The 16,216-nt window shown below is 66.0% G+C and carries 19 protein-coding genes; 5 read left to right on the forward strand and 14 right to left on the reverse strand.

What is annotated here, in order from left to right; all coding sequences use genetic code 11:
* Nucleotides 1–7: 7 nt before the first annotated feature.
* Entirely contained in the window at nucleotides 8–709 is a 702-nt protein-coding gene (locus A8M77_RS23270; protein ID WP_086923892.1) for a GmrSD restriction endonuclease domain-containing protein, read from the reverse strand.
* Between the two features lie 93 nt (nucleotides 710–802).
* Nucleotides 803–1,339 carry a hypothetical protein gene (locus A8M77_RS23275; RefSeq protein WP_086923893.1) on the reverse strand — a complete coding sequence of 179 codons (537 nt, stop codon included), beginning with the start codon at nucleotides 1,337–1,339 and terminating at the stop codon, nucleotides 803–805.
* Nucleotides 1,340–1,434: 95 nt separating this feature from the next.
* Here A8M77_RS23275 and A8M77_RS23280 point away from each other — a divergent pair, with 95 nt between their 5' ends.
* Together A8M77_RS23280 and A8M77_RS23285 are read left to right on the forward strand one after the other, a co-directional pair.
* A complete protein-coding gene (locus A8M77_RS23280) occupies nucleotides 1,435–1,743 on the forward strand; it encodes a hypothetical protein (RefSeq protein ID WP_086923894.1) in 309 nt (102 codons plus the stop codon).
* Nucleotides 1,724–2,329, forward strand: coding sequence for a DUF6036 family nucleotidyltransferase (locus tag A8M77_RS23285; RefSeq protein WP_086923895.1), 606 nt, complete (start codon nucleotides 1,724–1,726; stop codon nucleotides 2,327–2,329). Before A8M77_RS23280 ends, A8M77_RS23285 begins: the two co-directional genes overlap by 20 nt.
* 33 nt (nucleotides 2,330–2,362) lie before the next feature.
* On the opposite strand, the gene A8M77_RS23290 is transcribed toward A8M77_RS23285, so the two are convergent.
* From A8M77_RS23290 to A8M77_RS23310, 5 genes are all read right to left on the reverse strand, one after another.
* Nucleotides 2,363–2,722, reverse strand: coding sequence for a hypothetical protein (locus A8M77_RS23290; protein WP_086923896.1), 360 nt, complete (start codon nucleotides 2,720–2,722; stop codon nucleotides 2,363–2,365).
* Nucleotides 2,719–3,303 carry a hypothetical protein gene (locus tag A8M77_RS23295; RefSeq protein ID WP_192871665.1) on the reverse strand — a complete coding sequence of 195 codons (585 nt, stop codon included), beginning with the start codon at nucleotides 3,301–3,303 and terminating at the stop codon, nucleotides 2,719–2,721. The genes A8M77_RS23290 and A8M77_RS23295 overlap by 4 nt, the downstream gene beginning before the upstream one ends.
* Nucleotides 3,304–3,416: 113 nt before the next feature.
* Nucleotides 3,417–4,244: a thymidylate synthase gene (locus A8M77_RS23300; protein WP_086923897.1), complete on the reverse strand. Its 828-nt coding sequence runs from the start codon at nucleotides 4,242–4,244 to the stop codon at nucleotides 3,417–3,419.
* Nucleotides 4,241–6,664: a DNA gyrase subunit A gene (gene gyrA, locus A8M77_RS23305; RefSeq protein ID WP_272947451.1), complete on the reverse strand. Its 2,424-nt coding sequence runs from the start codon at nucleotides 6,662–6,664 to the stop codon at nucleotides 4,241–4,243. Before gyrA ends, A8M77_RS23300 begins: the two co-directional genes overlap by 4 nt.
* A 110-nt stretch (nucleotides 6,665–6,774) precedes the next feature.
* Entirely contained in the window at nucleotides 6,775–8,760 is a 1,986-nt protein-coding gene (locus A8M77_RS23310) for a DNA gyrase/topoisomerase IV subunit B (protein WP_086923899.1), read from the reverse strand.
* 154 nt (nucleotides 8,761–8,914) lie between these two features.
* On the opposite strand from A8M77_RS23310, the gene A8M77_RS23315 reads away from it, so the two are divergent.
* Both A8M77_RS23315 and A8M77_RS23320 read left to right on the forward strand, forming a co-directional pair.
* Nucleotides 8,915–9,544, forward strand: a complete 630-nt coding sequence (locus A8M77_RS23315; protein ID WP_192871666.1) for a hypothetical protein — start codon at nucleotides 8,915–8,917, stop codon at nucleotides 9,542–9,544.
* On the forward strand, nucleotides 9,535–10,209 hold the full coding sequence (locus A8M77_RS23320; RefSeq protein WP_086923900.1) for a hypothetical protein: 675 nt from the start codon (nucleotides 9,535–9,537) through the stop codon (nucleotides 10,207–10,209). The genes A8M77_RS23315 and A8M77_RS23320 overlap by 10 nt, the downstream gene beginning before the upstream one ends.
* 27 nt (nucleotides 10,210–10,236) lie before the next feature.
* On the opposite strand, the gene A8M77_RS36165 is transcribed toward A8M77_RS23320, so the two are convergent.
* A complete protein-coding gene (locus A8M77_RS36165; RefSeq protein ID WP_158100976.1) occupies nucleotides 10,237–10,401 on the reverse strand; it encodes a hypothetical protein in 165 nt (54 codons plus the stop codon).
* A 597-nt stretch (nucleotides 10,402–10,998) separates the two neighbouring features.
* Between A8M77_RS36165 and A8M77_RS35435 the strand changes: the two genes are divergently transcribed.
* Nucleotides 10,999–11,700: a hypothetical protein gene (locus A8M77_RS35435; RefSeq protein WP_143694728.1), complete on the forward strand. Its 702-nt coding sequence runs from the start codon at nucleotides 10,999–11,001 to the stop codon at nucleotides 11,698–11,700.
* On the opposite strand, the gene A8M77_RS23325 is transcribed toward A8M77_RS35435, so the two are convergent.
* The 6 genes from A8M77_RS23325 to A8M77_RS23350 are packed head-to-tail and all read right to left on the reverse strand — an operon-like array spanning nucleotide 11,672 to nucleotide 16,127.
* Nucleotides 11,672–12,001 carry a hypothetical protein gene (locus A8M77_RS23325; protein ID WP_086923901.1) on the reverse strand — a complete coding sequence of 110 codons (330 nt, stop codon included), beginning with the start codon at nucleotides 11,999–12,001 and terminating at the stop codon, nucleotides 11,672–11,674. The genes A8M77_RS35435 and A8M77_RS23325 overlap by 29 nt on opposite strands.
* The gene (locus tag A8M77_RS23330; RefSeq protein WP_086923902.1) at nucleotides 11,998–12,987 is read right to left on the reverse strand and encodes a hypothetical protein; all 990 of its coding nucleotides are present in this window, start codon (nucleotides 12,985–12,987) and stop codon (nucleotides 11,998–12,000) included. The genes A8M77_RS23325 and A8M77_RS23330 overlap by 4 nt, the downstream gene beginning before the upstream one ends.
* Nucleotides 12,984–13,526, reverse strand: a complete 543-nt coding sequence (locus A8M77_RS36955; protein WP_086923903.1) for a hypothetical protein — start codon at nucleotides 13,524–13,526, stop codon at nucleotides 12,984–12,986. The genes A8M77_RS23330 and A8M77_RS36955 overlap by 4 nt, the downstream gene beginning before the upstream one ends.
* Nucleotides 13,523–14,209, reverse strand: coding sequence for a DUF3850 domain-containing protein (locus tag A8M77_RS23340; RefSeq protein WP_086923904.1), 687 nt, complete (start codon nucleotides 14,207–14,209; stop codon nucleotides 13,523–13,525). Before A8M77_RS23340 ends, A8M77_RS36955 begins: the two co-directional genes overlap by 4 nt.
* Nucleotides 14,206–15,783 carry a dTMP kinase gene (tmk, locus tag A8M77_RS37385; protein ID WP_337590028.1) on the reverse strand — a complete coding sequence of 526 codons (1,578 nt, stop codon included), beginning with the start codon at nucleotides 15,781–15,783 and terminating at the stop codon, nucleotides 14,206–14,208. The genes A8M77_RS23340 and tmk overlap by 4 nt, the downstream gene beginning before the upstream one ends.
* Entirely contained in the window at nucleotides 15,780–16,127 is a 348-nt protein-coding gene (locus A8M77_RS23350) for a hypothetical protein (RefSeq protein WP_143694729.1), read from the reverse strand. Before A8M77_RS23350 ends, tmk begins: the two co-directional genes overlap by 4 nt.
* Between the last annotated feature and the right edge of the window lie 89 nt (nucleotides 16,128–16,216).

Below are 16,216 nucleotides of genomic sequence, written 5' to 3' on the forward strand. Positions count from 1 at the left end.
TGCGCCATCAGCGCGGGCGCGGGGCGTCCGAGGCTTCTTCCCCGGCCACGTCATCGTCAATGCCCGCGTCGGCGCCGTCGAGGCGCGCCCGGACGAGCTCGGCCGCCGGTGAGCGGCTTTGCGAATACCTGAAGACCGCCTCGTGCCGCGCTTGCTCCTGGGCGGCCGTGAGGCTAGCCGTGTCGGACCGATCCACGAAGAACTCATTGCCTACTCGCACCAGGCGCGGTTGAGGCATGGCTCGCTCGGGCTCGAGATGGGGACTTCCGCCGAAATTCATGAGATCGTAGGTCGCACGCAACTTCGTCTCGTCGCGCTCGCGAATGATGCCGCGCGAGAAGATCGTGTTCTGGAATCGCCGACGATCGCGCGCATCGACCTCCGACCACAGCGTGAGCCTGCCTTCGCTGTCGGCAACGGCGAGCTGATCGGTGAGGTACATCTCCAGCGCCTTGAGCCGCTGCTGGCCGTCGATCACGCAGTTGGACAGGGGCAGGAACTCGATGCCGCGAAAGCCGCCGACCTCCGGCCGCAGCTTGAACTCGGTGACGACGTAGGTCCCGAGGTGCACACCGGTCCAGGCGCTGTGGATGAAGCGGCGGGCCTGGTCATCGGACCACTTGAACTCGCGCTGCCATGGCGCGAGCGGCAGGCCATCACGAAGCGGTTCGCCCAGGGATACTCCCGCTGAGACTTGTCCGGGTCGAATTGCTTGAGGTCTTTGATCAGCGCGCTGATCGTCATTGGCGCGATGTGCGGCGTTACGCCCGGCCTGGGCATGGTTCGGGTGGTCATAGTGCGGCTACTCTCGAGGGGTTTCGGCAAGTTCTTCGTGACCGTCCGCCACCGCGAGCTCGATCGCTTGGACGTGCAGCGCATCACGGACCTCGTCCGGCAGCGCGGCAGCATCGCGTGCGCCGCCGCACCGGCGGTATAGCCAGTCCGGCGCCCAGGCGAAGTTGAAGCGGCGGTCGGCATCCTGCCGCTGCCACTCGGGCACGATCACGTAGCCGGCCTGCCCCCAGTGGGCAAAGATCTCCCAGTCGTCCATGATCCCATTGCGAACCACGCTCACAGCGAAATCGATGCCCTCATGGTGGAAGGGGCTCAAGGCTCGTTCGCTGTATGCGATGGGGCCGAAGGCAGCCGCGTAGCTCTCATTGTCCTCGCACGCCCACTGCAGCAGGAGGCCGAGGGCGCCTGTCTTCATCGGGTCGGAAAAAAACTCGTCCTGGAACGGGACGAGGGTCTCCCTGGGGCCGTGCCCGCCCAGCTGCAGCGTCTCCTGCGCTTCGCCGGCGCAAAGGGCCAGCCAGGCGCCGCACCGGGCTGCTGTCATGAGTTGATAGGGTCGCATGATAGGGATTCTCTCGATCTATCGTCTTTTCGCGTGCGATTTTCAGTTTGCAGTTCAACGCCTCTATGATTTGTGGCATGACCCGAGACCATGAGGAGCAGCTCCTCGCGTTCAGCGCCGCCCAGAAGAGGCAGTTCCGTGAAGAGGACTGGCTCGAACTCGCGGCGGCCGGGCCTGTGAGCTCTGAGGAGGTCTCGGCCGCCGCTCTTTTCCTTGCTGGCGGCCGGTGGTACGGCCATGACGATGCCCTCTTTCGCGTCGCAGACCGCCTCTCACCCGGCTCGGTTGGGCACTTCTCCAGACTGGCCAAGGCGGTCGAGTTCAATTGCAGCCGGTTCGATCACATGCTGAAGACCAGGATCGCCCATGAATCACGCCACCGCTGAGCTTGCTGCGGCACTATCGACCATGCTCGATAGGATCGATGCCACGCTTCGGGAAAACGGCTATGCGGGAGAGCCGATCATCATGTACCTGGCGGGTGGCCTGGCTGTGAACTTCTACTGCGGAAGTCGCTTCACTGCGGACGTGGACGCGAGCTTTTCTCGCAGGGTGACGCTGGATCCCAATGACCTGATCGTTGATTTTGCAGACGCCTCGGGTAAGCCAATGCAGCTCTACTTCGACGCGACCTACTCGCCCACGCTCGGCCCAATGCATGAGGACTACGAGGATGACGCGCGAGAGTGGGTTGGCATAGGCAACGAGCGGCGTCTCGTCAAGCTGAAGGTGTTGTCGCCGCTGGACCTTGCCGTCTCGAAGCTGGGCCGGTTCGAAGGCAATGATCGAGGTGACATCCTTGAACTCGCCAGGCATGAGTACTTCACCGCGGACGAGTTTCGCGAGCGTGCTGAGTCAGCTGCCAGCTACTTCGTCGGGAATGTTAGGCGACTGCAGACAAACATCAACCTCGTGTGCGAGGACATCGCTGACCTCGAGCCGCCGCCCGCGGCAGGGCCTGGAATCAGGTAGCCCGGCCCCACCGCCCTCTGCGAGAGGCGGGCGTCAGGTGTCCTCGCCCGTTTTCCGGGTGATGGTCCCGAACTCGAACTGGTGCGCCGGGAACGACGCGCGCCAGGCCGCGACCTCCTCTTCCATATCCATGCGAGACGGCGGCGCAGGCTCCCCGCGCTGCGAAGCCATGATCGCGCGGTAGGCGCTCGCGATCGCGACGGTCAGACCCGGGGCGTGACTCGATGCGCCGCCCGAGGTGCACAGCCTCACGCCTTCGGTGGTGCGGCCATGGTGCGGGGCAACCTGGACGTACCAATCGCCGTTGCCGCCTTGGAAGATCACGAGTGTGCGCAGATCGTTCTCGGGCAGATCCCGGTCATCGGTGAGGTAGACGGCAGCTTCGGTTGTCATCGGGTCGGGAACCTCAGGATGTTCCGGGGGCGATCGGGCTCGTCCTGCCCCGTCTCTTCCTCCTCGGCTTCGTGCGCCGCCGTGTCGGCCTGGCCTGGGGCTGCCAGGCGCTCGGCTCGGCGCTGCGCCAGGAAGGCGAGCAGCGCCTCCTCCGCGCCCACGCGCGCCAGGTTGAAAACGGGCACCCCGCGCTGCGAGGCGAGGCGGATCGCCGTCCCGGTGCCGCCGGTCTTTGAGTTCACGTCAGCGGCGCTTTGCGCGCCGTCGGCGGTCCAGCACAAGGTGAACTCCGACGGATTGTCGAGCGTGTGGCCCAGAATCTGGGGGACATTGCGCGCATGAAGGGCGCGCGGTCCTCGGGTGAGCATAGGCCAGCGAGGATGAAGCTGCGCGGCCATGTCGAAGGCGCGAGGATCCGGCAGGAAGGTGCGCCGGGCCGCGTCTGGCCGGCGGTTCTGGAATCCCGGCCACGGCAGCCAGATCGACTTCGCGCTGCCGGCGCGGTCGCACCCTTCCTCGCAGGCCACGTCGGCGCCATCCGCGCCGCCCGAGCGCAACTCGTAGCCTTCGCGGGCGAGCATGGCCGCAAGATCCCGCATGCGCTGCAGCTGGTCGGGAGGCGTCGAGCGTGAGCCGATGCCGGTGTATGTGGGGGCGGTCATTCTCGAGTAATAGAGGAAGGCGGCTTCGTGCGTCAGACTGCGACAGGGCCTTTGATTGCCGGATGAGGGTCGTACCCGACGACCTCGAAGTCGTCGAGCTGATAGTCGAAGATAGAGGCGGGCCGGCGCTTGATCACGAGCGTGGGCGCCGGGCGCGGCTCGCGTACGAGCTGCAGCGCCACTTGCTCGGCGTGGTTGCTGTAGATGTGGCAGTCCCCGCCGGTCCATATGAAGTCCTGCACGTCGAGTTCGCACTGCTGCGCCACCATGTGCGTGAGCAGCGCATAGCTCGCAATGTTGAACGGGACTCCAAGGAAGCTGTCGGCCGATCTCTGATAGAGCTGGCAGCTGAGCTTGCCCCGCCCCCCGGGCTCTTGCGCCGGCGCCACGTAGAACTGGAATAGCGCGTGGCATGGCATGAGCGCCATCTTCGACAAATCGGCCACATTCCAGGCGCTCACGATGATGCGGCGCGAGTCCGGATTGGTCCTGAGGGTATCAATCACTTCCTTGATCTGGTCGACGTGACCGCCCTCCGGTGTTGGCCAGCTGCGCCACTGCACGCCGTACACAGGCCCAAGTTCCCCGTCCTCGCGCGCCCACTCGTCCCAGATCGTGACGCCGCGTTCCTTGAGCCAGTTGTTGCTGCTGGAACCGCTGAGGAACCAGAGCAACTCCTGGATGATGGAGCGCATGTGCACCTTCTTGGTGGTGACAAGCGGAAAGCCCTTTGTCAGGTCGAACCGCATCTGGTAGGCGAACACGCTCCTGGTGCCGGTACCGGTGCGGTCGCTCTTCTGCACGCCATGCGTATTGACGTGGCGCAGGTAGTCTTCGTACTGAGTCCTGATAACGCTCATGCTGCCTCCGCCGATTGCTCGGCACCTTCGGCTTCCGCGTCAGCGTTCGCGTCGCGCACCGCCGTCGTCGCACTGACCAGACGATGGCCCGCGTCCAGGTTCATCAGGATCACTCCCGAGGCAGCGCGGCCGGTTTCGCGGATTTCCTCCACCGCCACGCGATTGCTGACTCCGTTCGACGAAAGCATGATCAGATCCTGCTCTTCGGTGACCGCCATGGCGGTGACGAGCTTCCCGGTCTTGTTGGTCGCCTTGAAAGCAATCACGCCGCTGCCGGCACGCCCTTGGATCGGGAACTCGTCCACCGGGGTCCGCTTGCCGACGCCATGCTCGCCCACGCACAGCAGATGCAGGCTCTTGGAGCCGCCCGCGGGAACGATGGCCGCGCCGACGATGGATTCACCGTCGTCGAGCTTGATGCCGCGGACGCCCCCCGCAGTGCGGCCCATGACGCGGGCGTCGGATGCCGTGAAACGGATTGCCTTGCCCGAGTCCGAGATCAGCATCACGTCGTCACGATCCTTCACGGCAAAGGCGCCCACCAGCAGGTCCCCGTCGTCGAGGCCGACACCTTTAATTCCTCCCTTGCGGGTTGCGCCGTCGTACTCCTCGATGGACGTGCGCTTGACCTGGCCGTTTCGCGTCACGGTCAGCACGGTGGTCTCAGGGTCCTTCTCCGGCAGCGCCAGGACGGCGTTGATCTCTTCGTCCAGACCCTCGATTACGTTGCGGATGTGGCGTCCCTTCGTGGTCAGCGTGCCCTCGGGAATCCGATAGGCCTTGATGCCGTAGACCTGGCCGCTCTTGGCAAACACCATCAGCGAGTCGTGGCTGTGGCTCTGACGCATGAAGCTGACGCTGTCGTTGTCTCCCACGGCCATGGCCGTCTTGCCGCGCGTGCCGCGGTTCTGGCTGCGCAGCGCGTTCGCTGGCAGACGCTTCACGTAGCCGCCTTGCGTCATGGTGATCAGCACGTCCTCGCGGGGGATCAGGTCCTCGCGAGTGATGTCCGAGATGCCCACGCCGATCTCGGTGCGGCGGTCCGCGCCGTAGCGGTTCGAGATGTCGGACAGCTCCTCGCGGATCACGTTGCGGATGCGCTCCGGGCTCTCGATGATCTCGGTGAGGCCGGCGATCTTGGCCAGGACCTCGGCATGCTCGGTGCGGATGCCTTCCAGTTCCATGCCGGTGAGCTTCTGCAGGCGTAGGTCCAGAATGGCCTGGGCCTGCAGCTCGTCGACGGACAGTAGCGCCATGAGGCCGGTCTTGGCTGCAGCCGGTCCCTCGGCAGCGCGGATCAGGGCGATGACCTGGTCGAGCATGCCCAGTGCGGTCATGTAGCCTTCCAGGATGTGGAGCCGGGCCAGTGCCTGCTTGCGCTCGTAGACGTGGCGCGCGAGCACGACTTCCTCGCGGAAGGCGATCCAGCGCAGGATGAGGTCCTTCAGGCCGAGCAGCTTCGGCCGGCCGCCGTCGAGGACCACGCAGTTGTAGGACATCCCGACCTCAAGGTCGGTCTTCGAGGCCAAGTCCGCGAACACGGCTTCGGTCGATTCGTCCTTGCGCAGGGCGATCCAGATGCGAATCCCGTCCTTGTTCGACTCGTCGCGCATGTCGACGATTCCCTCGACCTTCTTCTCGCGCACCAGGTCGGCGATCTTTCCGACCAGCACGGCCTTGTTCACCTGGTAGGGCAACTCGTCGATGACGATGGCCTTGGTGCCGCGGCCGCGGTCCTCTTCGTGCCAACGCGAGCGGATCTTGATGCGGCCCGAGCCGGTCTCGACCGCCTGGGTGAAGCCGTCCAGGCCGTGCACGATCGCCGCGGTCGGAAAGTCCGGGGCTTGCAGGACAGCGACCACCTCGGCAGTGGCTGCCTCCGGGCGATCCAAAAGCATCAGCGTTGTGGCGCAGACGGCGCGCAGGCTGTGCGGCGGGATGCGGGAGGCCATGCCCACCGCGATCCCTTCGACCCCGTTCACCAGCAGGTTCGGATAGGGCGTCGTCAGAACTGTCGGCTCTGTCTCGGTGCCGTCATAGTTCGGCGCCCACTCGATCGTCTCCTTGTGCAGGTCGTGGAAGAATTCGCCGGTGAGGCGGGTCAGGCGCATTTCGGTGTACCGCATCGCCGCCGGATAGTCCCCGTCCACCGAGCCGAAGTTGCCCTGCCCGTCGATCAGCATCTGCGACATCGAGAACGGCTGAGCCATGCGGACGGCCGCGAAGTAGACCGAGACATCGCCATGCGGGTGGTACTTACCGATCACGTCGCCGACAGTGCGGGCCGCCTTGCGGTAGGCCTTGTTGTGGGTGTTGCCGGCGTCGTGCATGGCGAACAGGATTCGGCGATGGACTGGCTTCAGGCCGTCGCGAACATCGGGCAACGCACGGTCCGTGATGACGCTCATGGCGTAGTCGATGAAGCTCTACTCCATCAAGGGTTGGATGAGCAGGGGTTGAACTTGAGACATGGGAGAACGCTTTGCGGAAATGGTTGGGGTAGGGAGAGGCCTCACCGCCTCTCCCAGGCTCACACGTCGATCTGTGCGTAGGTGGCACGCTCTTCGATGAAGGCACGGCGCGGGGGCACTTCGTTGCCCATGAGCAGCTCGAACACGGCGTCTTCCGCGGCGCCAACCGGCAGGGGCTCGGGGTCCAGGTCCGTGGTCTCGGACGTCGGCGCGTACTGCACCTGCAGCAGCGTGCGGGTTTCCGGATCCATAGTGGTGGACCAAAGTTGCTCGGCGTTCATCTCGCCAAGCCCTTTGAAGCGCTGGACCTCGTAGCCGTCGCGGCCGCCATGCGAGGCGAAGAAGGCCTCGAGAGCAGCGTCGTCGCGAATCCAGTGCGGATCGCCCTTGCCCTTGCGCACGCGGTACAGAGGCGGCTGCGCGAGGTAGACGTGGCCCTGCGCGATCAGCTCCGGCATGTACTTGTGGATGAGCGTGAGCAGCAACGTGACGATGTGCGCGCCGTCCACGTCCGCGTCGGTCATCAGGATCAGCTTGTGATAGCGCAGCTTCGTGATGTCGAAGGCGCTGGCCGCACCGCAGCCGAAGGCCTGCACGATGTTGTCGATCTCTTCGGATTTCAGGCCCTTGGCCACGTCATCCAGGCGCAGAACGTTCAGGGGCTTGCCCTTGAGGGGCAGGATCGCCTGGGTCCTGCGATCGCGGCCCTGCTTGGCGGAGCCGCCGGCGGAATCGCCCTCGACCATGTAGAGCTCGCACAGCGCCGGGTCGGTTTCCTGGCAGTCCGCCAGCTTGCCCGGGAGCGTCCCGATGGCGAGCGGGCTCTTGCGCTCGACCTGGTCGCGGGCCTTATCGGCCGCGGCGCGGGCGCGTGCCGCACGGTCGGCGCGCATGATGGCGGCCTTGGCTTCCTTGGGGTTCTCCTCGAAGAATTTCATGAGGAGTTGGTAGGTCACCGTGGACACGGCCCCATTGCACTCGGTATTGGCCAGCTTATCCTTCGTCTGACCCGAGAAACGCGGCTCACTGAGGCGAACGGAAATCGCCGCAGCAAGACCTTCGCGTACGTCGTCTGCGACGAACGGCTCTTTTGTGAGCTTGTTGTCGTCGGCGTACTTGTTATACGCTCGAAGTAGGGCTGAGCGAAAGCCCGCGTCGTGACTACCGCCATTCGGCGTGGTCACGCCATTGGCGAACGAGACGATGGTGCTCGGACGCTCGGCATGCACGCGGAATGCGACCATCACCTCCACTTCGCCTTCCTTCGTGGCGACCTTCTGGTGCGCGGAGAGGGACTGGAGGACCGGAGCGTTGCGGTTGTCGGTCACGACGTCGAGGATTTCGACGAACGATGCAGCCTTCCACTCGGACGACACGCCCGTGCGCTCGTCGAGGTAGACGATCTGCAGGCCCGGGTTCAGATGAGCGCGAGTCGACAAGGAGTGGGCGATCAGCGCGTGGTCGAACGTCAGCTCGGGCCCGCCCTCCTCCGCCTTGAAGATGGTGAGGTCAGGCCAGAAGCGGATCGTGGTGCCGTGGTTGCTCGAGGCGCCGATTCGCTTGAGCTTCTCGACGGGGGTGCCGCCGTTCTCGAAGGCCTGGAAGAATTGGCCGCCGTCGCGCTCGATGGTCATCTCGAAGCGCGTGGACAGGGCGTTCACGACCGACGCACCGACGCCGTGCAGGCCGCCGCTGGTCTTGTATGCGCTCTCGCCGTCTTCCCCGCCGAACTTGCCGCCGGCGTGCAGGACGGTGACCACCACGGTCGCTGCAGCGACCTTCTCCTCGGGGTGCAGGTCGACGGGGATGCCACGACCGTTGTCCTTCACGGAGACGGAGCCGTCTGCGTGCACGCGCATCTCGATGCGGTCGCAGTGGCCGCCCATGTGTTCGTCGATCGAGTTGTCGAGGATTTCCCACACCATGTGGTGGAAGCCCTTCCTCTGCGTGTCGCCGATGTACATGCCGGGGCGCTTGCGCACTGCCTCCAGCCCTCGCAGTACCTTGATCTGATTGCCGTCATAGGCGGCTGGGGTACTCGACATCTAAACCTTTCGTTGGTGGGCGGCAGCATTGACCACAGCGGTCGCCGAATGCTATGTTACGGTTCACAACATAGTACAGACGCGGTTAAAAAAAGCGCAAGGCAGAACACGAAAAGACTCGACAATGACGAAATCTCTACCCGCAAGGTTGCCCGTGGCCCTGAACGCAACGACGGACTCCCTATCCCGCGCGGCCAGCTTCCTGCGCGCGATCGGTATTCCCTGCGAAGAGGCCCCAGGTACGAGAGGCTTCCTGGAAGGTGTTCGGGTCAGGGACGGCGGCCTGCTCTATGACCCCGCCTGCCTGGTGTCGAACCTTCTGCATGAAGGTGGCCACGTGGCCACAGTTCCGGTCGCGTGGAGGCACCTGCTGAGCGACGACGTGGCGGTCGGTCATCGCGCCATGTTCGCGGACCTCGAGCGTATGGAACTGCTGGACCCTGACGGGCCCTTGGTGCGCGCTGCGCTCCAGTGCTCGGACCCGGAGGCAACCGCATGGGCGTGGGCCGCTGGAAAGCACCTCGGGATCCCCGAGGACGAGATCATTCTGGACAGCGAGTACGGAAACGAGGGTGCCGGCATTCGCCTGGCGCTGTCGCTGCGCAGCTATCCGGGCATCAACGGGCTTGCGCACGCCGGCTTCTGCGCAGTTCGCGCCGGCAGTGCGCCGTTGCCAGTTTTTCCCGCCCTGGCGCACTGGACCCAGCCGGCCGAGGTGCCAGATGAGTGCCTGGAGGCTCTCCGGGAGGAAGCGGATACTCCGAGGGAATGCGTATGTTCCTGATCCGAGTTGCCAGCATGGCCTCCGTCGCGCTCGCTGGCGCCATGTGCGCAATGCATGCGACGAGCGGCGAGGTGAGCCCTCCCACGAGTGAGGAAGCCCAGGCGGCCTACGCGCGCTTCGCAACGGCCTTCGTCGGCCGGCTGTACTCCGCTCGGTCGGCGACGCTCAGCGGCGGCAAGGTCGCAGAGATCAACGAGTTCGCCCACCGCCAACCCTTGCGCGGTTGCGACGAGCGGCGCGAGCCCGACGCGGACCCGTTCGCCCCGGCGGATGCCGCGCCGCCGCCGGTGGTCTTCAACTGCACCTGGGAGAACGGCGAGCGCATCAGCCTCACCCGAGTGGCCAATACCGGCGTTTGGACGGTGAGCAACGACGCCGCGGCTGCCGCCGGCGCGGGGATTATGCTGGTCGGGCCGCTGCGAGATGAGCCACAGGTGGTGGCGATCCTAACGGCGCCGATCAAGCCCCCCGCTTCTGAGGCCCCGGCAGCAGTTCCTGCGGTGGCCGCGACCAGGGCTCCAGCACCGACCGTCTTCACCGGGGCAAACATGCAGGGGATGCCGAATCCATTCGTGCCGCCCCTGCACGCCGAGCCGGTGCGCAGCAGCACGGCGGCGCCGGCGATCGGGCCGATGCCGGCGCCCTATTCCGCGGGAGGTCGATGAGTGACCGTGGGCCGGGGCGGCCTCGCTCTAGGTTTCCTGGCCGCCGCGGATCGCCGACGTCGATCGTTGAATCTGCCTGGCCATCAGTCGCTCCAGGCGCGATGGCGGCTCGCGATGCACGAGCAGTTCGATGATCCAGCCGGCCGACACCAGGACGGCCAGTGCGCCGAGGGTGAAGATCGCTGATTCCATGGTCCGCTCCTGAGTCGACAAGGCGGCAACTTTGCCGCCGCCTGGCAGCCCTGTGAACTCTCCAGATGGACTACGTGGTATTCGCGCACGGTGTGACGTAGTTCCTTTTCCCGGGACGATCGCGTGGTTGGAAACCCGCCCGCCGTGGACAACCTGCTGCCCACACACGTGTGGACAGGTCCTTCGGGCTGCCAGGTCTGTCCACCGCTCCCCGCGCGCTTGCCTTTGGCCTGACGCCCTGCCCACCGGCTTTGCCCGTGGACAGGTTGCCCGGACGGTGGCCCCGTCCGCCCCTTGCGGCCTTCGGCCGGGGGCCCCACCTCGGACCTTTGACTGAAGCCCCGCCGCTTTCGCGGCCAATCCCGGGGCAATCGAAGGGCTGCGCGTCGAGCTGGTGGTCCTTGGTTCCCGCATTTGTTGGGAGCCGGCCCGGCACCTCCCTTCACGCCCGCGGCAACTCTGCAACTACATAGAGAGGCGTATAGCCACTCGCAAGGAACAGATGTACAACAGCGGCGTCCAAGAACCCTGGGCACACAGCCGCTGCATCCCCGGATTGCCCGGGCTGTGGATACCCTCACCAGGTACACGTTCGCCATGAATACGCGTCTGATCAGCTGTGCAATTGTGGTAACCGCATGCGCAGCAACCACGGCATCGTTCGCTGAGCCCGACGTCATTCAGCAGCACAAATCGATTCTGCAGAACGCGATGGGAAAGGGCGACTGCCAGACCGTCAAAGTGATGCTTAAAACGCCTTATGTGGGGCCGGATACCCCTGGAATCCGAACCTGGATCATCAATCCTGGCCTTCAGGTCGACCAGGTTGATCTCGAGCAGACAGCTTGCATAGTGGAAGCGTTTGTCAAGGCCGGCTTTGATGTCTCAACGACGCCAGTTCGCTGGCGCAGCGATCCGCCTCCCCCGGCGCCGGAGAGCTTTGGATCTGAATTGATGCAGGCCATGGTCGCCTTTAACTTGTGTGCCTCGGCCCCTGAGCCCAGGCCCCCAGTGAAAGCCGAGAGGGACTTTGGAGCCGTTTGGCGAGTACGCAAGTGCGAGCCGCTGCCGAGTGGATGGTCAAAGCCGCATCGCCACGTGGGCCTGCAGACCTGGCGCGTTTTATTTGAAGCAGCGCCCGCGAGCAGAAAGGATTGGGCGACATGGTATGAGTCAGCATGCTTGGCACACGCGTACCTGCTGCAAACGGGACGCTATCGCCAGCACTACGAACCTCTGTCACTGCGCCCGATCTTCGATGAATATCACGTTAGCACGACCGCAAATTGCGGCCTGTAGACAGGCGCGGCATGATCGGTGACGCGGGCGTCTGCAGCGCGCGGTACGCCGCGATCAGCTGCATCACCGCCTGGTCCCCGCCCTGGCGCCTGTCCTCCCCCCGGCTCGCCTCGTAGTGCTGCCAGTCGACCGGGAGCAAGGTGTTCGTCTGCGTCGAGCAGGCGTACCGGGTGGGGCTGCCGCCGCCGCAAGCCACGACTTCCAAGGGTGCGCCGCACGTGCGGCAGGCCGGGACCACGGGGGGCTCGTAGCGTCGGGTCAGCTCTTCCAGGAGCTGCTCGTCCACGACGGAATCGCTCATGGGCGAGGGGCCTCGTGGAGGGCGTCCCGCGCAGAATCGGAGTTTTCCGAGCAACTGCCTGCCAAGGCCTTGAAGCTCACGCTCTCGCTGAGATCACCGTAGCGCGGCAGCGGGAAGCGCGGCTCCTCGATCTCGCGCCAGTTCTCGGCGGAACAGAAGGGCTCGTAGCCGCGCGGACCGCCCATGACGGGCGATTCGCGGCCGATCCTGTCGCCGTCCCGGGCATAAAGCACCAGGTCATAGCATCCCCCTGGCTCGTGGCCGGTAGGCGCGTGAACGTCACGGACCTTTGCGACGCGATAGCCGTCACAGACCCATGTGCCCGGCGAGGCCATCCCGGGTGGGGCGGCGCTCTTCAGCGCTGTGGCTGCGCGCTGGGCGGCCCCGAGCCGGTCGACCGCTGCGTGGATGACGTTGCCCTTGCGGTCCCAGAGAGGTTCGTCGGGCAGGACGACACCTTGCGAGACCTTTACCGGCTGGCGGGCGGCCAACTCGCGATTGCGAGCCGTGTCCATGGCGTTGGCGGCAAGGGTCTGCGCCTCGGCCAGGGTGGCCGCGAAGTACCTGATCTCGTAGAGGGCGCTGAGCGGACCTTCGCCGGCGTAGTGGCGGCCCGCGGTTGCCTGCCGGGCCATGGCGCTGCGGATTTTGTCCACGTGCGGTCCCAGCACGGCTTCGACCTGTTCGGCGCTCACCCGGCTCACGAGATCGCCGTTGGCGGCGACGTAGATCGCCGGGGGCGCAGGCGCAGCGGCGGGAAGCGGCCCTCTGGATCTGCTCACGATCGCCTGGATCGCATCGACGAAAGCGTGCATCGGGCCGAAGGTGTCAGCCGTCACGAGCTCGGCCGGCGGAGGCTTCATCCCGAGCAGGTCGAAGATGAGCTTGGCGGCGGCGTCGATGAGCTGGGCCCGCTCGGGCGCAGGCGCCGCGGCGGGTGTGTTGGTGGGCGTGAGCGTGGGTGGTGTGGCGGTGGCAATCGTCATGATTTTTGCTCGTCCTTGGCGAGCGGTTCGAAGCGTTCGTTGAATTCGGCGGGAGGACGCACCCAGAGCGCGCCGTCCTGGCCGCGGTAGAGCACCAGGGTGGCCATGTCGGTGACGGGGGTCGAGCTTTGAAGCCGCGCTTCCCCGATGCGCTCGTAGATTCCGCCGGTCGTCTTGTGTCGGCACCGAACGCCAGGAGCAGGCGCGCGATCGCTCAGGGCGTCGATCTCGGCGACGTGGTCCCAGTAAATGCCCTCCAACCGATCGATCAGCGAGAGCGTCGGGTCGTCCGCGGTGACGTCCAGCAGCTCGCGCAGCTTCGGCTCGTCCCAGTGCTCTCCGTAGTCGCCCGTGTCGCCGATGGGGTGCGATCCGATGACGTCGCCAATGTTCTCGGCGCCGTGCTGCAGCAGGATGGCGAGCGCCTCGGTGCGGCCGGCGCGGCGCAGATCCTTGGAGGCCTCGCGCGCCAGCTGGAGGGCGAGGCGCAGATCGGCGAGCTGCTTTTCGAGGGCGGCCTCGCGGGTGGTGGTGGTCATGTCTGTTCTCCAATCAGGGCGGCACGTTCCTTCTCGACACCTGGGCCGGTGCGCTCGTAGCCCTCGATCCTGATTCGGTGGCGCACGGCGCGACCGTCGGCGGTCCACCCGTTGAAGCTCCATCCGCTCTTGCTCTGGATCATGTTCGCTCGGCAGAGCGCGGCGTGCAGGGCGCGCGCCGGCCCCTCAAAGTCATCGAACGGCAGGCCGTTGAAGGTCCCTGTCGACGGATCTGTTGCGGCGGGGGCGGCTCGCAGCGCAGCCTCGGCCCGGATACGGGCGGGGCCTCTCGGTGCCCCCATGGCGTCGTAGACATCGACCAGGAGGTCTAGCGCCTCCCGCGTGGTGTCCACCGCAGGGGCGGAGGCCAGTCGGGTTTCGTACGACAGGCAGCACCAGCCCGGCGCCAGGCCGTAGCCGGCCAGCACGTGGCTGACGACCCTCATCTGCGTGCGGCCCGTGTAGACCAGCGGCGCGCCGGCGCGCATCTCCTCGCCGGTGTGCTCGGTCTCCAGCAGGTAGAGCGAGTCGCCGACCTTGAAGTCACGGTCATTGAAGCGGATCTCGAACGTCTTGAGGCCGTCCCAGGTGGCCTGGAAGACCTCGGGGTCCGTCTTCAACTCATGGGTGCGTCCGGCGGGCGCGGCTTGAGCGGGAAAGGCCGCGTGTGGGATCGAATTCATCGAGATGTCTCCGGTGCTGTTGCGAGGCGCGGGGCGTCGAGGTCTGCCTCGACCATGGCAGCCACTGCGCGCACGGCTGCGTCGATGGCCTCCTGATCGGTATCGAAGCGGCAGCGCGCCAGGAAGGCGTCGTCGCGCCCGCTGGGCATCGGCTCCCACTCCCACTCGCCAGTTCGGTTCAGGCAATCGCCGTGGAGGCGCACGGCCCACTTCGCAGCCCCCACGAGCTGAACCGCGCGCTCGATCCTGACGTGGTCCCGTGGCGACAGGTCGAGGGCGTAGGCGCTGACCATTGCTCTCGTTGGGCAGGCGCTTGCGGCAGCGTCGGGGTCCTGGTCGAGCCCGGATTCGTCCGACGCCGGTTCCTGCGCAGCGACCTTCGCGCGCTCAGCGAGGGCGCGGACGCTCTCCACGATGTCGTGGATCTCGAACTTGTGCCTCGGGCCCAGCAGGATCGTGACGATATTGCGCATGCCCCATTCCCAGCGGTCCTTGCGGACAACCTTGCCGTCCTCGCGGCGCTCATAGTCCTGCGGGTGCGCGTAGATGCGCGGCTCTGCTTGTTTCTCGGCCTCGGTGAATGAAGTGCCCTTCGTGCTGTCCGCGAGCGTGAGCGGCACGCCGGCCTCGACCCAGCCGAGGATCTCCTGGCACAGGCGCGCCTTGGCGCGTGCCTCTGCGGCCTGCACCTGTAATCCTTGCGGGCCGAGCACGTTCGCCGAACGCACGTTGTCTGCCTGAAGCTCGGCAAGACGGGCCTGGATGGATTGCGCCGACTGCGAGCTGCCCCGTGACGCCAGTCCCTCGGCGCTCGCCGTTCGGGGGCCGGCAGCGGCCTCTGCCGGGCTGGAAGCGATCGGTGCCTGCTCGGGAGGGGCGGCGGCGTCCAGCAGCCCGCGCGCCAACAGGTTCGCCCGAACGTCCGCCCAGACCTGTTCCCTTGAGAGAGAGGCGTTGATCAGGACGAATCGTTTCGAATCGCCGTGTACTCGCTCCAAGTATCCGTTGTTGACGGCATGAAAGAAGTCGACCGGCTGGCTCTCGAACTTGTCCGGCGCGCGCGCACCGGCAAGACGTTGGGCCGCGATCGCGGGATCGAGGTAGAAGAGCAGCGTCAAATCCGGCTGCAGAAGCGCACCGCCGGCGTCCGGACCGGGCGCCCGACCGGCAGCGGCGAGCATGTCACGGCTTTGGACCATGGCTTCGAGCGTGCTCAGGGTCGCCAGGTCAAAGCCCCGGCCGCCGCCCTGGTAGGCGAACGTGCTGTCGGTGAACCGGTCGCAGATCACCACCTTCCCGGCGGCCAGCGCTGGCGCGATCTGGGTCTGGATGTGGTCGCGCCGCGCCGCGAAGCACAGCAGCGCCTCGGTCAGCGGATCCATGGAATCGCTCAGGATCATGGTGCGCAGCTGCTCGGCCAGCGGCGTGCCGCCCGGCTCGCGGGTGACCACCACGCTGCGCCCCGAGTCCTCGAGGAACTTCCGCAGAGCCTCGATGTGGCCGCTCTTGCCCGCGCCGTCGACGCCCTCCAGGGAAAGGAAGAGGCCTCGCTCGCCGCTCATCTCGGCGATCACGGCGCGCACCTCTCGCCCTGCGCCTCCTCCGCCTCCGCCATGGCCAGCGCCGTCTCCCGCTCGATGGTCTTCTTCGTGACCAGGCGCATCAGGGCGGGCGCGCCAGCTGCGCGGTGGATCTTGTGGAACGGGTTGCCGTCATCCCACTGGATGCCCAGGAACGCCAGGCCCACGCACTTCACGTCGGCAGCCAGCGCGTCTGCGTCGGCGGTGTCGGCGGCGCGAAGGAACTCGGCGCAAAGTACCTGAAAGGCCTCATATGAGCCCGCAATCGTGGGCGCGAGGGCTGACGACCCATGGAGGGCAGATTCACGGGTGTGTGGCGTCGGAGCGGCAAAGTTCATGCGGAGGATCGAAAGTTTGAGGCGATACGCGGCAACGCGTTCTATTATCCGTGTCAATCTTCTCCTACGAACCAATGATTGCGCAAGGC

This window comes from Variovorax sp. JS1663 (genome assembly GCF_002157355.1).
Classification (GTDB): Bacteria; Pseudomonadota; Gammaproteobacteria; order Burkholderiales; family Burkholderiaceae_C; genus Variovorax.